Origin of the sequence: Chitinophaga polysaccharea (genome assembly GCF_902150045.1) — a bacterium.
In the GTDB taxonomy this organism is placed as follows: domain Bacteria; phylum Bacteroidota; class Bacteroidia; order Chitinophagales; family Chitinophagaceae; genus Chitinophaga; species Chitinophaga polysaccharea_A.
Window position 1 is genome coordinate 612843 of record NZ_CABFVU010000002.1, and the last position, 18037, is coordinate 630879.

At 43.6% G+C, this 18037-nt stretch carries 16 protein-coding genes and 1 pseudogene; 11 read left to right on the forward strand and 6 right to left on the reverse strand.

Annotated elements, in window-relative coordinates:
• Positions 1 to 47 precede the first annotated feature (47 nt).
• On the forward strand, positions 48 to 1385 hold the full coding sequence (gene accC / locus FN124_RS17185) for an acetyl-CoA carboxylase biotin carboxylase subunit (protein ID WP_142686006.1): 1338 nt from the start codon (positions 48 to 50) through the stop codon (positions 1383 to 1385).
• Positions 1386 to 1446: 61 nt separating this feature from the next.
• Positions 1447 to 1647, forward strand: coding sequence for a hypothetical protein (locus FN124_RS17190; protein ID WP_142686007.1), 201 nt, complete (start codon positions 1447 to 1449; stop codon positions 1645 to 1647).
• Between the two features lie 40 nt (positions 1648 to 1687).
• Here the strand turns inward: FN124_RS17190 and FN124_RS17195 are convergent, their stop codons facing one another.
• Positions 1688 to 2095: a hypothetical protein gene (locus tag FN124_RS17195; protein WP_142686008.1), complete on the reverse strand. Its 408-nt coding sequence runs from the start codon at positions 2093 to 2095 to the stop codon at positions 1688 to 1690.
• 181 nt (positions 2096 to 2276) lie between these two features.
• Positions 2277 to 2468, reverse strand: a complete 192-nt coding sequence (locus FN124_RS31810) for a recombinase family protein (RefSeq protein WP_142686009.1) — start codon at positions 2466 to 2468, stop codon at positions 2277 to 2279.
• Between the two features lie 963 nt (positions 2469 to 3431).
• Between FN124_RS31810 and FN124_RS17205 the strand changes: the two genes are divergently transcribed.
• From FN124_RS17205 to FN124_RS17225, 5 genes are all read left to right on the forward strand, one after another.
• On the forward strand, positions 3432 to 4535 hold the full coding sequence (locus FN124_RS17205) for a hypothetical protein (RefSeq protein ID WP_142686010.1): 1104 nt from the start codon (positions 3432 to 3434) through the stop codon (positions 4533 to 4535).
• Positions 4536 to 4574: 39 nt separating this feature from the next.
• A complete protein-coding gene (locus FN124_RS17210; protein WP_142686011.1) occupies positions 4575 to 5087 on the forward strand; it encodes a hypothetical protein in 513 nt (170 codons plus the stop codon).
• A 431-nt stretch (positions 5088 to 5518) separates the two neighbouring features.
• Complete coding sequence (locus tag FN124_RS17215; protein ID WP_142686012.1) at positions 5519 to 6082, forward strand: hypothetical protein; 564 nt, start codon at positions 5519 to 5521, stop codon at positions 6080 to 6082.
• 7 nt (positions 6083 to 6089) lie between these two features.
• On the forward strand, positions 6090 to 6380 hold the full coding sequence (locus tag FN124_RS17220; RefSeq protein ID WP_142686013.1) for a hypothetical protein: 291 nt from the start codon (positions 6090 to 6092) through the stop codon (positions 6378 to 6380).
• 344 nt (positions 6381 to 6724) lie between these two features.
• Complete coding sequence (locus tag FN124_RS17225; RefSeq protein WP_142684445.1) at positions 6725 to 7921, forward strand: IS256 family transposase; 1197 nt, start codon at positions 6725 to 6727, stop codon at positions 7919 to 7921.
• Between the two features lie 59 nt (positions 7922 to 7980).
• Here FN124_RS17225 and FN124_RS17230 read toward each other — a convergent pair.
• The 3 genes and pseudogenes from FN124_RS17230 to FN124_RS17240 all read right to left on the reverse strand — a co-directional run.
• Positions 7981 to 8217: pseudogene (locus FN124_RS17230) on the reverse strand (IS256 family transposase); the annotation flags it as partial.
• A gap of 13 nt (positions 8218 to 8230) precedes the next feature.
• Complete coding sequence (locus FN124_RS17235; RefSeq protein WP_142686014.1) at positions 8231 to 8443, reverse strand: hypothetical protein; 213 nt, start codon at positions 8441 to 8443, stop codon at positions 8231 to 8233.
• A 207-nt stretch (positions 8444 to 8650) separates the two neighbouring features.
• Positions 8651 to 10840: a glutamine synthetase III family protein gene (locus FN124_RS17240; protein WP_142686015.1), complete on the reverse strand. Its 2190-nt coding sequence runs from the start codon at positions 10838 to 10840 to the stop codon at positions 8651 to 8653.
• Between the two features lie 290 nt (positions 10841 to 11130).
• Here FN124_RS17240 and purL point away from each other — a divergent pair, with 290 nt between their 5' ends.
• Both purL and FN124_RS17250 read left to right on the forward strand, forming a co-directional pair.
• On the forward strand, positions 11131 to 13356 hold the full coding sequence (gene purL, locus FN124_RS17245; protein ID WP_142686016.1) for a phosphoribosylformylglycinamidine synthase subunit PurL: 2226 nt from the start codon (positions 11131 to 11133) through the stop codon (positions 13354 to 13356).
• Between the two features lie 175 nt (positions 13357 to 13531).
• Complete coding sequence (locus FN124_RS17250; protein WP_142686017.1) at positions 13532 to 13762, forward strand: hypothetical protein; 231 nt, start codon at positions 13532 to 13534, stop codon at positions 13760 to 13762.
• A 359-nt stretch (positions 13763 to 14121) separates the two neighbouring features.
• On the opposite strand, the gene FN124_RS17255 is transcribed toward FN124_RS17250, so the two are convergent.
• Positions 14122 to 15363 (reverse strand): aminotransferase class I/II-fold pyridoxal phosphate-dependent enzyme, encoded by a 1242-nt coding sequence (locus tag FN124_RS17255; RefSeq protein ID WP_142686018.1) that lies wholly within the window; start codon positions 15361 to 15363, stop codon positions 14122 to 14124.
• 174 nt (positions 15364 to 15537) lie between these two features.
• Between FN124_RS17255 and pafA the strand changes: the two genes are divergently transcribed.
• Both pafA and FN124_RS17265 read left to right on the forward strand, forming a co-directional pair.
• Complete coding sequence (pafA, locus tag FN124_RS17260) at positions 15538 to 17205, forward strand: alkaline phosphatase PafA (protein ID WP_142686019.1); 1668 nt, start codon at positions 15538 to 15540, stop codon at positions 17203 to 17205.
• Between the two features lie 49 nt (positions 17206 to 17254).
• Complete coding sequence (locus FN124_RS17265) at positions 17255 to 18034, forward strand: enoyl-CoA hydratase/isomerase family protein (RefSeq protein ID WP_142686020.1); 780 nt, start codon at positions 17255 to 17257, stop codon at positions 18032 to 18034.
• The last annotated feature ends 3 nt before the right edge of the window (positions 18035 to 18037 follow it).

An 18037-nucleotide genomic window follows, 5' to 3' on the forward strand; every position in this document is an offset into this window, starting at 1 on the left:
GCTAACCGCTAAAAGCTAACAGCTATTATTAACTTATAAGGAAAACAATGTTCAAAAAAATATTGATTGCCAACCGTGGTGAAATTGCCCTCCGGATTATCCGTACCTGTAAGGAAATGGGTATTAAAACGGTAGCAGTTTATTCAACGGCAGATAAAGACAGCCTGCATGTGAAGTTTGCCGATGAAGCAGTTTGCATAGGTAAGCCACAAAGCTCGGAGTCTTATCTGAACATCCCTCACCTGATGGCTGCTGCAGAAATCACCAATGCAGATGCTATCCACCCCGGTTATGGATTCCTGGCTGAGAATGCCCGGTTTGCCGAAATCTGTGGTGAACATGGCATTAAGTTTATCGGCCCCACCCCGGATATGATCCGCAAAATGGGTGATAAGATGACTGCCAAGGAAACTATGATTGCCGCCGGTGTACCGGTTATTCCTGGTTCCGAGGGCCTGCTCCAGAGCGTGGAAGAAGCAAAATCCATCGCAAAAAGCATGGGTCTTCCGGTGATCATCAAAGCTACTGCCGGTGGCGGTGGTAAAGGTATGCGTGTGGTATGGGAAGAAAGCGAGATCGAGAATGCTTACAACATGGCTAAAAATGAAGCCCGTGCTTCCTTCAGTAACGACGGTATTTACATGGAGAAATTCGTGGAAGAGCCCCGTCATATTGAAATCCAGGTAGCGGGCGACCAATACGGCAAAGTGTGCCACCTCAGTGAAAGGGACTGCTCTATCCAGCGCCGTCACCAGAAACTGGTGGAAGAATCACCTTCCCCGTTCATGACACCTGAACTGCGTGAGAAAATGGGCGATGCCGCTATCAGGGCTGCCAGCGCTATCAACTACGAGAGCGTGGGTACTATCGAGTTCCTGGTAGACAAGCACCGCAACTTCTACTTCATGGAAATGAACACCCGTATCCAGGTAGAGCACGGGGTTACAGAAGAAGTGATCAACTTTGACCTGGTAAAGGAACAGATCAAAATTGCTGCAGGCATTCCCATCTCCGGAAAAAATTATACGCCACAGATGCACGCCATCGAGTGCCGTATCAACGCCGAAGACCCCTACAACGATTTCCGTCCTTCTCCCGGTAAGATCACTACCCTGCATATTCCCGGCGGTCATGGCGTAAGAGTGGATTCTCACATTTATGCCGGTTATGTAATTCCGCCCTACTATGATTCCATGGTAGCAAAGATCATCACCATGGCGCAAACACGCGAAGAAGCGATCAACACTATGGAACGCGCATTGAGCGAGTTTGTAATTGAAGGCGTGAAAACAACGATTCCTTTCCACCAGCAGCTGATGCGTGATGAGAACTTCCGTAAAGGAAACTTTACCACCAAGTTCACAGAAACATTTAAGCTGGTATAATAGTAACGGATATATTATTTAGAAAGTCCTCCTGGTTTGATCAGGAGGACTTTTTTTATTAATGCCGGTAACTGATTTCGTAAGTCTTAAAAGGAAACTGGAGAAGTGCGGCGCCGGGAATTTTATCGTTGCCGGTATTAACGCGCAACAGCAAACCATAGTTATTGCAGGCATCTGCAACAAAGACATTGTTCCTACTGTAATCCTGGTCAGTGAATTGCCATACTGCATGCAGCTGGTGCGGGTTACGTTATCATCATAAGCAGGGGACGATTCAGTGGGCGGATCTTCATTGTACTATGTTACAATTTTATACGCATTGCCGCAGCGTTGTAGAAATAAGAACTGGTAAGGTAATGATAGGGCATATTATCAACCCTGTTGTTAACGGATTTCGTGATCCTGTGCTGGTTGTCGTAAGTGAAATTAACCACAAATGTGGCATGTGATGTACCGGATATCAATGTGAGACTGGCAGGATCGTACTGTCCGAAATAGAAAATACTGTCGGCGATGATCCTGTTTTGCTGGTCGTACACATATTGATGGGCCAGCTCATAGGTAGGGATTCTTTCATAAGCGCCGATGTTTACGCGGAGTCTGTTTTTGGAATCATGTCCCAGCAGGAATTTCGGGTAGCCTGTGGATACCATGGACCCAATGAGGCTTACAGGGTTGCCTTTGGCGTTGTAGGTGATTTCCCGTACCAATATTCAGGGCCTTACGAATATCGGCAATACTTTGCTTTTGCTGGTAAAGGATCCGTACCATGTCCGCAGTCTTTTCAGCTTTTCCTGAAAGCCGGCAGCCCGCCCCCCTTCTTTCCCCGCTCTCTCGCATATTCTACAAGATCATCCGTTCTTTCTTCTACCTCGTTGATTTCATTTTCAGCTAAACGGAAAAAAGGTGAAACATCAGCTTTCCGGTCTGCATTCTGGTATTAATCCCCTGCTTGATCGCTACAAAGTGGATGTTCGTTTGCGTAAAATCGCGGAAAAGTTTAATAAGCTGTAGCGCGGTCCAGCCCAGCCGGGAAAGCTCTTTCACTACTATAACATTACCAGGGCGTACCTCCGCCATCATTTATTAAATTCCGTTCTTTCCTTCCTCCCGGACTTCCTTTCTATAAAGATCCGTTCACAGCCTGCCGCCTTCAGTATTTCAGTTTGTTCCTCAATAGAAGCACTTTCACCCCGCGCCGCTTTCGGCTTTGTCGTGTATATCCATATAGCATATATTACACTTTTTACATCAACTACCAAATATAATGTAATTTGAAATTGTGTAAAGGTTTTATGTAACTACTTTTTAACGGTTCCAGCCGAAAAGTGATCCTTGCGGAAGATTTACACAAAACTGATCAGTTTTGTGTAAAATGAAAATTATAACACTATTGTGTTACACAATTGCGGTGGTTATAAAAAGTGACCTGTTTCTTTTCGATCTCAATTATACTCGCCATTACCACCTTAGTGTCACTTCCCTGTATCCCACACCGAAACGAAGTTTTAGTAATTTTCAAATCGTTTCCATTCCAAATTCCACTAAAATCCAATAGAGACAAGTAATTTCAAAGTACTTATTTATTCAGCATCGAGTCAACACTGACTACCATTGTGTGTTAATCTTTCTCTACCAATTTGATTTATTAAACATGTTTAATGGCAGATAGATTATTTAGGATTATTATTAGTATAATAAGTTTCCTATGAAAAATAAATTATCTGTTTCTCATGTTCTCCTGGTTTTACTTCTTTGGGACTCTTAAATTCATGCAAAAAAGAAAACCAAATTCCTGATTCAACAAATCAGCCCAAACAACTCATAGATGATCCATCATTAAAAGTACTCAGTATTTTAAATGACCCCGCTTATATGGACATTATAATGAATGAAGCAGCAAAAAGTAATTTTCAAGATTTCTCTTTCTATGAAAAAGTAAGTGCTGAACAAATAAAGATAACATCTGAGCTAATACGCAAGTATTCATTAGGCTAAGACCCGAATGATGTTATTTTTAAAACTATAGTATCCTATAGGGAAAACTTGATTAAAACTGGAGTAAAAGATGAATGGCGTTGGAAATTGTTACCGCAGCCGGATTTAAAAATCAATAACAAGCTTAGTGTGATTGGAGAAAAATCTATGCTTATAAGTAGCAATGGAAATGCCTTACCTTCAGTCGATGTAAAAGGCATCAATATTTACGTTTGGAGAAACGCTGTGTCGGACCTTGCTTTGAAAATGCAGGTCTGTCCTGAAGGTTATACCCTTATAATGAGACAATTCGATTATTTGGTAGCTTCGTTCTTTTCTCATGATGTTGAGATTGTTTACGACAAAGAGAATGAGAGAATACAACGCGTGCTATTAATGTTTTCAGATTTCTATAATCATGTAATCCCAGCCATAGCACAAAACGCTTGTAGAAAACCTACTCCCGTTCCCTTAGACCCGGGAACTCCCCATCCGATCGGAGGTGGAGGTGGTAGTATAACTATTATTAAAAATCCTTGCGACGAAAAGAAAACTATCGACAATAACATGAAAGACCCCGCTTTCAGTAAACCATTGAATGATTTAAGGGATAAACTTGCAACATCCCCAAACGAATGGGGAGTAGAACAGGTATTAAGTTCTACAGATATCAATAGAAAATGGATTCAAAAGACGCCCTACTCTGATAATAACGTAGATCGAATACATTCTAATTTCACATGGAATGCGGGGGACGGATATACTATCGGGTTTGCCCACAGCCATCCCTCGGGAAGCGCCCCTAGTCCGCAGGATATACTTGACCTTGTAGACAAGGCTTTAACCAGTCCAGCGTTTAAGCTCTATCCATCCGATCAGAATTTCTTTATCAATAATGCAAGTATTACAGTGGTAACAAAAGACAATAATTATATTATAACGTTGAATGACTGGGATAAGATTAAAACATTATATGAGTCTTTCAAATCAGATCCGGTCGCCTTTGAAGAAAATTTCCTAAATCAGTCAAATAAGTTGCAGTATGGGTTGGCAGGACTGCTTTCGATATTTGGATCGGCCATAAACATATATGTAGATCCACTTGATGGGGGTGGAGTTATTCCAGTAAAATTGGATAATAATTCAAAAAAGCCAGTTGCAACCCCTTGTTAATTTTTTATATAATCAATAGTTCCTTCTTAAATAAATGACATGAAAAAAATATATTCTTTACTCGTAACTCTAATGACTACTATTGTCTCGTTTTCAAGTTTTGCTCAGGAAGTTGGTAACACTTCAGCATCATTTCAACTTCCTAAAGGATTTAAGCAGACTCCAGTTACAGAATACAGAACTCTGATAAAAAAGCATTTATCAGTTCCAATGCAGCACTCTGATGAAGACATATATTACTACAACGATAAGGGTATTGGGTTGGTTGTACGAGCTGGGGAGCCGAATAGATTTATGCCTGCTAGCCTCAGCGAAAGAAAGCAAATGTACGATGGTCTTGGGTTTGATAATTATTCGTCTGCTATAGAGATCTTTAATGGAGCGAAATTCTTGATAGTCAAATATACCTTTGGTGGCGGTTGCTATACCGAGATCGCATCTGATTTAAAGCAGGGTAAATACACTATTATTGTATTAGAATGCAACAAGACGATGTCTGAGGAAGAAAACAGTATTGTAGAGTCAATCAAAAAAACTGTACGTTTAAAATAATTTTTGGGAGTGCACCAGGCACCTGTTCGGCTTTACTCATTCTGGATGTCGTACCTAGATCGGTTCCAGGAGATAATAAACAGCCACATTCAAAACCTCCGGTTTGTGAAACAAGATTACAGGTAACCGATCAGTTTTGTGTAATGTAAAAAATATAACACAAAAGTGTCGTTTTATATTCAGCTGATTGGTTTTGATCACCCTTTTTAGAAATGGCCTGTCTTTATTGGTAGATCAGTTTTGTGTAATCATGGAAAATATTGAAAATATGTTTTAACGATTGCACCTGTTCCCTATTTTCTTGCCTTCAATACTGACAGTTATCTTTCTTCAAATATTCACTCAAAATTTATCAAATGTTGAAACAAGGTTAATTACTCACCATTTTTGCGTTTCTGTTATTTTCTTGCCAAAAGAATACTAAGAATGATTTGCCCACTGAAAAATCGCGTGTTGAAGTTTATAAAATTCACGACTATTATAATAGTGACAGCATAGAAATTGAACATCCCGATGGAAAAATTACTCACATAAAAAAAGACAGTCTTCAAATTAAATCTGGAACAATTAATTTGAGAAAAATAACAACAGAAACAATATTATATCCTAAAATAACAACCACTCCTATATTTCCACCAACACTTCCAAAAATACCTGAATCTAACACAGAGGAAAATTTTTTCAGTGGTGTACCTTTTGTTTTTAGTGAAAGTGCAGACGCTGTTTCTCAATATGGCTTAATAACTAGTATTATTAATATTGGTGTTGAAGTGTACCCAAAGTCGGCTTACTTCACAAGTAATGGACGTGAAGTTACCAGAACTGCCAAAGTTTCGCAAGTAACTTATGACTGTACTCCTTTGTTGCCTGTACCAGAAACAATTTTTACCTTGCATTGGATGGTATTTGCTTATTATACTTATACTCCCTATTACCCACCATTAACAAAGCAATTTTATTATGACAAATCAACACATATAATAGCAAAAGAATAATATTTTTATGAGTAAACTTAAGCCGACTGGCGTCCGCATTGAATTTGAGCCTTTCAACGCTACAATTACTGAACTGAAGAAAAATGCTTCGCAGAAACATTTTATAATAACTGATGAAATTATTATGGAAAAAATAAAAATTTCTAAAATTGACCTTATCAGATATTATGAAACAGACAGGGCACCAGATAACGTTTTTAATGAACTTAGAACACATTTTGGAGATTATTTGAAAGTAAAAATCATTCGGATAATTACGACATCAATAGATGAAAATCCAGAATCTGATTTAGATTAGAACATAGATAAAATAAGTAAATACTTATAAAAATAAGTAAGCAATATATTTGATCCGTTTTATGAAGCTGGATCACGGGTAACCGATCAGTTTTATGTAATGCAAAAATCCCAGACGAAGCAAAATCTTTTTATTTAAGGCAGACTGCAATAATTATTAATCCTAATGAAGCTGGATATTTAGGAACACCAAATTGGAACAAAACGTTATTTGTCAAAGTTTCGATAAAGTGAGTGCATTAAAAATTGCACTTAAAAATTCCGGGACACTATCTCATAAACTGTGTAAATATTAAAAATCGGGGTTTAGCTCTGATTTTTTAATTTTAAAGCATATACAGTTTTATGAAGACAGAAGATTTTTTATCAGACGACTTTCTGAAGCAGTTTAAAACAGCAGATCAGCTAAACGATTTTCTTGCCCAGATTCAGAAGCGGGGTATTGAAAAGATGTTGGAGGGAGAGCTAGATAGCCATTTGGGCTATGACAAGCATGAACATAATGATAGTGCCAATAGCCGTAATGGCTATGGTAAGAAGAAGATTAAGACCAGCTATGGTGAATCTGAGATAAAAGTTCCCAGAGATCGTGATGCTAGCTTTAATCCTATGATCATCCCTAAACGCGAAGGGATGGCTCAGGGCCTGGAAGAGGTAATTGTGTCCTTTTATGCCAAGGGAATGAGTGTGTCCGACATCGAAGAGCAAATAAGAGAAGTATATAAATTTGACGTTTCCACGGCCACGATCAGCCGCATCACCAGCCGGGTGACAGAAGATATTGTCGCCTGGCAAAACCGGCCATTAGAACCGGTTTATCTCATAGTCTGGATGGATGGCATTGTGTTCAAGGTACGGGAGAACAGCAAAGTGGTGAATAAAACCGTCTATATCGCTGTCGGCCTAAAGCGGGATGGCCTCAAAGAAGTCCTGGGAATGTGGCTGGGTAAGAATGAATCAGCTGCCTATTGGATGACTGTACTTACAGATCTGAAGGCCCGTGGCCTGGAAGATATTCTAATTACAGCCACGGATAATCTTAATGGCTTCACTCAGACTATCAAATCGGTGTTCCCTCAGTCTGCAACTCAGGTTTGTGTCGTACACCAGATACGTAACAGCTGCCGCTATGTAGTCTGGAAAGATAAAAAGGAGTTTACCACCGATATGAAGGATGTTTATGCTGCACCAACCAGACAGGCTGCCATGGCTGCTCTTGACGCCCTGGATGTTAAATGGAGTACAAAGTATGCATACGCCATCAAAAGCTGGCGCGAAAACTGGGAAGACCTGACTGTCTTTTTTGACTTTCCCATGGAGATCAGACAGATCATCTACACGACCAATCTCATCGAAAATCTGAACGGTAAAATTAGAAAATATACCAAAAACAAACTATCCTTCCCTACTGATGAAGCTGTCCTTAAATCAGTATACCTGGCTTTACGGGAAGTATCAAAAAAATGGACCATGCCCATTAGAAACTGGGGCATGGTCCTAAATCAGTTTTTAACTATTTTTGATAAAAGAGTGAGAATCTAATTATTAATTTGATCCCCGATTTTTAAGTTTACACACTTATTGAAATAGTCCCAATTCCGGATTAAATCATCTGCTGTTTTAAGCCATTTACGATTCTTACCATTCTTGCGGTTCCCATTTGCCCGCTGCTCGTCATCCAAATGAGCTTCCATCTCGCCTTCCAGTGCGGTTTCCAGAATATCTTTCAGTAGTGACGCAAAAGCTCCATCTTTGCCAAACAGGGACTTACCAGAGCGCAGTTGCTCCAATGTCTTCCGTTTGAGTGCTTCGTAGTCAAATTTTCCTTTTGGTTCCATAAAAAAAACTGTATTAAAGATCTTGAATTTTTAATCTTTGACACAGTTTATTTACAGTCTCAATCTTTACAGAATCTTTTTCGCCTGCAAAGGTTTCCCCTTTTATGCCGGTAATTTCAAAATACTGTTTATCAGGAAGTATGACCGGCGGGTTGAGGCAACTGCTGATAAACAGGGAGCAGGCAAGGGGCATGGCGCCAAGCGCGGGGCTTAGATGTTTTTTCATGTGGGGTGTGTATTTGTTATTAAAATGTGTGAACCGGCTGTTGGCTGTAGGTGTACGGTACAGGAAAATCGGGGTATAGGTATAATGTGAAGATAGTTATAACCGGAGGTTGGGCAAATCCCTACTTGGGGTTAGTAAAGGGGTAAAAAAAACAAAGCCCCGGATGAAGATCCGGGGCTAATCATACACCAAAACAATCTTACGGTTTTATCGCAAGAAAAGCAGCTCTCTGTATTTAGGCAGTGCCCATTTTTTGTCGTCCACCAGGAACTCCAGTTTATCGGAGTGGTAGCGGATAACATCAAAGTACGGCTTAATTTTTTCACAGTAGTCAATCGCTTTCTGACGGCTGTCGGTAAGCTTGTTAGCTACCTTACGGGCCTCAATCATAGCCTGTACATTCTCACTGATTACGTTAATATGTTCAGCTATTTTACCAGCAATTTGTTTTTGAGCTTTTATTGCTTCCTCACCCAGGCCAATTTCTTTCAAACCGTTGATATTAACTACGAGATCGTTCAGGTAGCTGATAGCAGACGGGAGGATGGTGTTGGTAGCGAGGTCGCCGATAACGCGGGCTTCGATCTGTACTTTCTTCACATAATCTTCCAGCAGTATTTCGTGGCGTGCGTGCAGTTCCTTTTCGTTGTAAACGCCGGTTTCAGCATAGAGTTTGGTTGCTTTTGGCGTAACCATTGCATCCAGTGCCTTAGGAGTGGTTTTTACATTTGGTAAACCTCTTCTTTCAGCTTCTTTTTCCCATTCTTCGCTGTATCCGTCGCCTTCGAACAGTATTTTTTCCGAATCTACAATATATTTCCGAAGAGTTTGCATAATCGCAATCTCTTTTTTCTCGCCTTTTTCGATCAGTGAATCTACCTCAGCTTTGAAGTCAACCAGGGTTTTAGCCATGATTGTATTCAGAACGGTCATTGCAGAAGCACAGTTGGCAGAAGAACCTACCGCGCGGAATTCGAACTTGTTGCCGGTGAAAGCAAAAGGAGAAGTACGGTTACGGTCGGTGTTATCCAGCAACAGTTCAGGAATATGACGGTGCAGATCCAGTTTCAGGATAGCTTCGTCCTGTTCGTCGAACTTGTTGTTTACACGGTTTTTAACTTCCTGCAGTACATCGAAGAGGTATTTACCGGTAAATACGGAGATGATAGCAGGAGGTGCTTCGTTGGCGCCCAGACGGAAGTCGTTGCTTGGAGAAGCAATAGCAGCTCTCATCAGGTCGGCGTAGTCATGCACCGCTTTAATGGTGTTCACAAAGAAAGTGAGGAACATCAGGTTGGTCTTCGGAGTTTTACCGGGAGCCAGCAGGTTTACACCGGTATCGGTGGACATGCTCCAGTTGTTGTGTTTACCGGAACCGTTGATGCCTGCAAAAGGTTTCTCGTGCAGTAACACTTTCAGTTTGTGACGTTTTGCCACTTTATTCATTACATCCATCAGCAGGGAGTTGTGGTCTACTGCGATGTTTATTTCTTCAAATATAGGAGCACACTCGAACTGGGAAGGAGCTACCTCGTTGTGGCGGGTTCTTAAAGGAATACCCAGTTTGTAGCATTCTACTTCGAAATCGCGCATGTAAGCGTAAGCGCGCTCAGGAATGGCGCCGAAGTAGTGGTCTTCCAGCTGCTGTCCTTTGGAAGGAGCATGACCTACTACGGTACGACCGGTCATGATCAGATCCGGACGGGCGTTAGCCATAGTTTCATCTACCAGGAAGTATTCCTGTTCCCAACCCAGGGTACCGGTTACTTTGGTAACGTTCTTATCGAAATAGTTACATACGTCTACTGCAGCTTTATCCATAGCAGCCAGCGCTTTCAGCAGTGGTGCCTTGTAATCCAGGGATTCGCCGGTGTAGGCAACAAAGATGGTAGGGATGCAGAGTGTTTTACCATAATTCTGTTCCAGGATGAAAGCAGGAGAGGACGGATCCCAGGCAGTGTAGCCACGGGCTTCGAAGGTAGCTCTCAGGCCGCCGTTAGGGAAGCTGGAAGCATCTGGTTCCTGTTGTACCAGTGCGTCGCCATCAAATGTTTCCAGTGCAGTACCATCACCTTTCAAAGTGAAAAATGAGTCGTGCTTCTCTGCAGTTGTGCCGGTCAGTGGCTGAAACCAGTGTGTGTAGTGTGTTACACCTTTTTTCATTGCCCATGCCTTCATGCCGGAAGCGATCTGCTCGGACATCTTACGTTCCAGCTTGGTGCCATTTTTAACAGAGTTCATCAGGCTCTTATAAGCCTCATCGCTCAGATATTCCCGAACAACTTTACCAGAGAAAACATTGCTGCCAAATACTTCGGTAATTTTACCGTTATGTTCGGTGAGAGTGGAGTCTACGCCAGCTAATCCTTCCAGCGCTTTGAAACGTAACGATGTCATGCTGTAAATTATTTTACACAAAAGAACGCATACATCGCTATAAATACAAATAAATTGTTCATTTTAACTGAAAAATTACATTTAGCTATTTAAAATGGCCATTTTTTTATCATTTCATCAAATATTCAGAGTGGATAGACTTTAAATCTGATGAATTTAAAAATAAATAATATGATAGCGGGCTGCAAAGAAACAGCAGAAAAGCCACCAGAGGGTTCTCTTGGCATTTGAAGGAAAATCATTTACTTTTGCGACTTCTTTTAAACATCTCGTTTTTTATACTTAAATACATGCAAACCACCGTAGAAATTGCTGAACAGCTAGGACTTACCGCTGACGAGTTTGAACGAATTAAATCTATTTTAGGCCGTATCCCCAATTTTACAGAATTAAGTATGTACTCTGTAATGTGGAGTGAGCACTGCTCTTACAAAAACTCAATCGTCTGGCTGAAGTCTCTGCCCCGCGAAGGCGACAGGCTCCTGGTTAAAGCAGGAGAAGAAAATGCCGGTCTGGTAGATATAGGTGATGGCTACGCGGTGGTATTTAAAATAGAATCGCATAATCACCCTTCCGCTATTGAGCCGTTCCAGGGAGCTGCTACCGGCGTAGGTGGTATTCATCGCGATATCTTTACAATGGGCGCCCGCCCTATTGCTGCGCTGAACTCCCTGCGCTTCGGTAATATTCATGATCAGAAAACACAACACCTGGTAAAAGGTATTGTACATGGTATAGGCCACTATGGTAACTGCTTTGGCGTTCCTACCGTAGGCGGCGAAACTTATTTTGAAGACTGCTACGGTACCAACCCGCTGGTAAATGCCTTTAGCGCAGGTATCGTAAAAGTAGGCCAAACCGTTTCCGCTACTTCCTATGGTGAAGGCAACCCCGTTTTCATTGTGGGCTCCGCTACCGGTAAAGATGGTATCGGCGGCGCTTCCTTCGCTTCCGCAAACATTACGGAAGACAGCGTGGAAGATTTACCTGCTGTTCAGGTAGGAGATCCTTTCCAGGAAAAGAAACTGCTGGAAGCCTGTCTGGAGATCATCAAAACAAATGCTATTATCGGTATGCAGGATATGGGCGCTGCCGGTATCACCTGCTCCACCGCTGAAATGAGCGCGAAAGGCGAACATGGTATGAACATCTGGCTGGATAAAGTACCTACCCGCCAGAAAGATATGAAAGCATGGGAAATGCTGCTGAGCGAAAGCCAGGAGCGTATGCTGATTGTAGTAAAGAAAGGAGAGGAAAAACCGGTGCTGGATATTTTTGAGAAATGGGACCTGCACTGCGTTCAGATCGGTGAAGTAACGAAAGATAAAAACCTGAGGTTCTATATGAACGGCGAACTGGAAGCAGATGTTCCTGCTGAAAGTTTGGTACTGGGTGGCGGCGCTCCGCAATATCACCGCGCTTATACAGAGCCTGCTTATTTCGCGAAAATAAAAGCATTCGATATCCAGAATATTCCTGATACAGAACATCCGCGTTTTGTGGCAGAAAGAATGGTGGCATTGCCTAACATTGCCTCCAAACGCTGGATCTACAACCAGTACGACAGCATGGTAGGTACAGCAAACGCCAGTACCAATGCGCCAAGCGATGCTGCCATTGTATTGGTGAAGCCTACCAAAAAAGCGCTGGCTATGACCACCGACTGTAACGGCCGTTACGTATTTGCCGATCCTCATAAGGGCGGACAGATCGCTGTAGCGGAAGCTGCACGTAACATCGTTTGCTCCGGTGGCGAACCGGTGGCAATCACCAACTGCCTGAACTTCGGCAATCCTTACGATCCGGAAGTTTACTACCAGTTTGTACACGCTGTACAGGGAATGGGTGAAGCCTGCCGTAAATTCAATACGCCTGTTACCGGTGGTAATGTGAGCTTCTATAACCAGTCGCCCGACGGCCCGGTTTACCCTACACCAACCATTGGCATGGTGGGTATCCTGGATACGCTGGATCAGCGCATCACGCTTAACTTCAAGGAAGAAGGCGACCTCGTATACCTGGTGGGCCGCCCCCGTAACGATATAAACAGCTCTGAATACCTGCATAAGATCATCGGTATAGAATACAGTCCTGCGCCGCACTTCAACCTCGATGAGGAACTGCACTTGCAACAGGCCATCACCAGGCTGAACAAAGCCAAGCTGATCCAGTCTGCTCACGATGTAAGCGATGGAGGTTTATTTGTTACGCTGCTGGAAAGCGCCATGCCTTCAGGTTTAGGCTTTGAATTGACACTCAACAACAAGTTCCGTAAAGATGCCTACCTGTTTGGTGAAAGCCAGAGCCGTGTAGTGGTAACCGTTAAACCCGCTGATAAAGAGAAGTTCGAGGCCCTGTTACATGGCCTGGTAGATGCTTCAGATAATTCTGTACGCTACGAGAAGCTCGGTGTGGTAACCGGTGAAACCATTAAAGTGAATGGGGAAGACTGGGGCAAGATAAGCACCTGGAAAAAAACATATGATACCGCTATTGAAGAGCATCTGAAGAAATAATCTTCCGCTTTTCATCAACATAAAAAATGGTCCGCATAATTTATGCGGACCATTTTTATGTTAACAACGCCGCTAAGCAAACCACCGGCAGGATCAGTAAAAACAGCTTTGTTACGGGTAATTAAGGCGATTGTAGCCCCGGTTCTACCATTTAACAGGGCCAAAGTGCAGGTTCATGGTACAGACGCTTAAACAGGCTGTATTTGAATATATATTGCCGGCATTAACGAAAGTGCTATGCCTGCTCCTTTACTGCAATGGCAGTGCAAAGGTTCAGTATGTATTGTTTCGGTACAAAAGTATAGCGGGTATGCACGAGAATCCTTATGCAGGCCGGGAAATTATTGAACAGAACGGTATCCTGGTGATTTATCGCCGCAGTATGGAAGCTTTAACAAGCCATTAACAAAATCCCACGGACGTGTTATAATTTTTGCTGAAATCTACCCTATTTTTGAATAGTATCAATGAGCAAAAAAACCGAATTAAGATAAAACTTATTTATAAGATACTTGGAATCACTTGGTTATTCCAATTTCTATGAAAGCCAATTGTTCTCTACCATGTCCTGATGAAATCTAATGAAAAATTACACCTAGTGAAAGAACGATTTGAAGTAAAGGGCTGAGTAACATCAGCCCTTTTTGTTTTACCCGATTTGCCGTACCTTCTCAGCTATGACCCCTCTGGCCTTTTCCCATTTTTAATAGAAAAGCCTTCCTGAAAAGCAGGAAGGCTTTAATTTTATATGATAAAATGTGTCAGTTATACCATCGGAATTTCAGCCACCTGGTACACTTTTTCATCGAGTTTTGCCTTGGTTTCGCTAAACGCTTTCAGGGTAAGCTCAATATCTTCATCGCTGTGGGCAGCGGTTGGGATCAGGCGGTAAATGATCTGTCCTTTTGGAATAACAGGGTATACCACGATAGAACAGAAGATGTTGTAGTTTTCACGCAGATCCAGGCACATTGCCGTAGCCTCGGGAATATCGCCCTGGAGGTAGATAGGCGTTACCGGGGAATTGGTTCTGCCGATATTAAATCCGCGCTCTTTCAGGCCATTCTGCAGTTTATTCACATTATCCCACAGCTTCGCTTTCATTTCAGGATGCTGGCGCATCAGCTGTACCCTTTTCAGGTGGCCGATTACGATAGGTAAGGGAATGGATTTTGCGAATATCTGGGAGCGCATGTTGTAGCGCAGGTAATTAATGATCTGTTTTTCTCCGCTGATGAAAGCGCCGATGGAAGCGCCGGATTTTGCGAAGGTATTGAACAGCAGGTCAATTTTATCCTGAACGCCCTGTTCTTCACCGGTACCGGCGCCAGTTTTACCCATTGTTCCAAAGCCGTGGGCATCATCTACCAGCAGGCGGAACTCATATTTATCTTTAAATGCAGCGATCTCTTTCAGTTTACCCTGGTCGCCGGCCATGCCAAACACGCCTTCAGTAACCACCAGTATGCCACCCCCCTGTGTTTTAGCCAGTTCAGTAGCACGTTTCATCTGCTTGTCAAAATCTTCCATGTCGTTATGCTTGAATACATAACGCTTGCCGGGGTGCAGGCGCAATCCATCCAGGATACTGGCGTGGCACTCTGCATCGTATACAATTACATCCCTGCGGCCTACTACAGCATCAATAGCACTCATGATGCCCTGGTAACCATAGTTCAGTAAGGTAGTTGCTTCTTTACCCATGTAGTCGGACAACTCATTCTCCAGCTGCTCATGGTAGTTGGTATTTCCGCTCATCATACGCGCTCCCATCGGAGAAGCCATTCCAAAGTCTGCAGCAGCTTTGGCGTCGGTAGCACGCACTTCCGGATGGTTGGCTAAACCCAGGTAGTTGTTCAGGCTCCAGACAATCTTTTCATTTCCCCGGAATTTCATGCGGGGGCCTATTTCCCCTTCCAGTTTAGGAAAGGCAAAATAGCCATGGGCTCTGTCTGAATGCTCCCCGATAGGGCCCAGATGTTTCAGCAGTTTCTCGAAAATATCCATACGGTATATTATGTAATGGTTAATTCATTCCATTTAAAATGGACACAAAGGTATTAAAATATTACTTTTTGTAAACTTGGTTCACATTTGGCCAAAGCCTTTTTTTACATTTATTAATACAATAAGATGATCTATCTTATTGTATTACAAAGACTTTTAAATTATTACAATCTGATGAAATTTACACATTTTCTGGCAGCCGCATTCCTGTTGTCTGCTATTAACGGCGCTGCGCAGAGCACTTCTTCTTCAAAGCCGTCCAACTCTCTTCCTGCTGCCGGAAACACCCAAACAACTGCCCGCCCCAAGCTCATAGTAGGTATGGTGGTAGACCAGATGCGATGGGATTACCTGTACCGCTATGCCGGCAGGTATGGAGCCGGTGGCTTTAAACGTTTGCTGCAGGAAGGTTTTTCCTGTGAAAATACCCTGATCAATTACACGCCTACTATTACTGCTTGCGGGCATACCTGTGTGTATACCGGCTCTGTGCCTGCTATACATGGTATCATCGGCAACACCTGGTACAGCCCTGAACTGGGCCGCACGGTGTATTGTGCAGAAGATACTACGGTAACAACAGTAGGCAGTTCTTCTGCTGCCGGTAAAATGAGCCCGCGGAATATGCTGGTAACTACGATCGGCGACGAATTGAAGTTATCCAATAATTTCCAAAGCAAGGTAATAGGCGTAGCCATTAAAGACCGCGGAGCTATTCTCCCTGCAGGGCACAGCGCCAATGCGGCTTTCTGGTATGATGCCGGCACTGGTAACTGGGTGAGCAGCACCTACTACATGAATGAGTTGCCCGCATGGGCGCAGGAATTCAACCGGCAGAAATTCCCGCAGCAGTATTTAAGCAAACCATGGACCACCCTTTATCCTGCATCTACCTATACCCTCAGTACCACTGATGAAAAATCTTATGAGGGAAAGTATAAAAATGCCGCCAACACTTCGTTTCCGCACCAGTTGTCGGACATCGCGAATACCGCCATTTCCGCCTCTCCTTATGGCAATACCATGACGCTGGAGTTTGCCAAAAAAGCAATGGAAGCCTATGGCCTGGGAAAAGGGCAGGCAACGGATCTGCTGGCTGTAAGCCTTTCTTCTCCTGATTATGTAGGGCATCAGTTCGGTCCTAATTCCATAGAGGCAGAAGATACTTATCTGCGCCTGGACCAGGACCTGGCAGCGTTTTTCTCCTACCTCGATGCGAAAGTGGGTAAAGGACAGTACCTGTTCTTTATCACCGCCGATCATGGGGTAGCACATGTGCCCGGATTTATGGCGGAAAACAAACTACCCGGCGGTACCTGGGACGATAAAGCGGCGGTGGCATCCCTGAACGGGCAGGTAGCAGCCAGGTTTGGTGTGAAAGAAGCAATAAAAGCTACCGATAATTACCAGCTCTGGCTGAATCACGATGCTATCGGGCAGGCTGGTAAAAACGAAGCGGAAATTCGGCAGTTCATTATCAGGGAATTGCTGAAGTCGCCCGCCATTTCCAAAGCCTTCTCTACAGATAACCTCATGTGGACTGTTTTACCGGAGCCTATGCGCACTATGCTATCCAATGGTTTTAATACCAAAAGGAGCGGTGATATCCAGGTGGTGTTAACACCAGGCTACATCGATGGCGGTAATACAGGCACCACTCATGGATTGTGGTATCCTTACGATGCGCATATCCCGCTGGTGTGGATGGGGTGGGGCATTCGCCCGGGCAAAACCAACCGTACTATTGGCATGACGGACATTACACCCACCCTGGCAGCCTTACTGCATATACAGATGCCAAGTGGCAGCGTAGGTCAGGTAATACAGGAGATTACCCATTAAATTTTTTTTGTTTAGATTGCCATAAACAAGGCCTGGAAATTCTTTGTTTATGGCATTTTCTTTTATCGAATATACGGTGTCTGAGCGGGTAGCTACCATCGCCCTGAACCGGCCGGAGAAGCGTAACGCGCTCAACGGGCCCATGGTGGCGGAGCTCCGTGCTGCATTCCGTACGGCGGCAGCTGATGAAGCCGTGAAAGTGGTAGTGTTGAAGGGGAATGGGGAGGCTTTTTGTGCGGGCGCCGACCTGGAATACCTGCAGCAACTGCAGCAAAATACCTATGATGAAAACCTCGCAGATTCCCGGGAACTGATGCAATTGTTCCGGGAGATCTATGATCTTGATAAGATAGTGATTTGCCAGGTTGAAGGACATGCTGTTGCCGGTGGCTGCGGTTTAGTAACCCTGTGCGACCTCAGTTATGCAGTACCTGAAGCGCTGTTGGGGTACACGGAGGTGAAGATCGGATTTATTCCCGCCCTGGTGGCGGTTTTCCTGGTCCGCAAAATAGGAGAGGGCCGCTCCCGCGAGTTATTGTTAACCGGTAAACTGGTAACGGCGGAAAAAGCGGCGGCCGACGGCCTGATCACGGCGGTAGTACCCGCGCCAGAAATAGCCCAAAAGGTAGCGAAAGTGGCTGCCAGCCTATGTAATGAAGCTTCTTCAAACTCCCTGAAGGTCACCAAAAAATTGATTGGCACAGTGTTGGACTTACCGGTAGCGGAAGGGTTGGCGCACGCAGCCATACTGAATGCTGCCACCCGGGGTCATGACGACTGTAAACGCGGGATAGCCGCTTTTTTAAACAAAGAAAAGCTAAACTGGTAACGG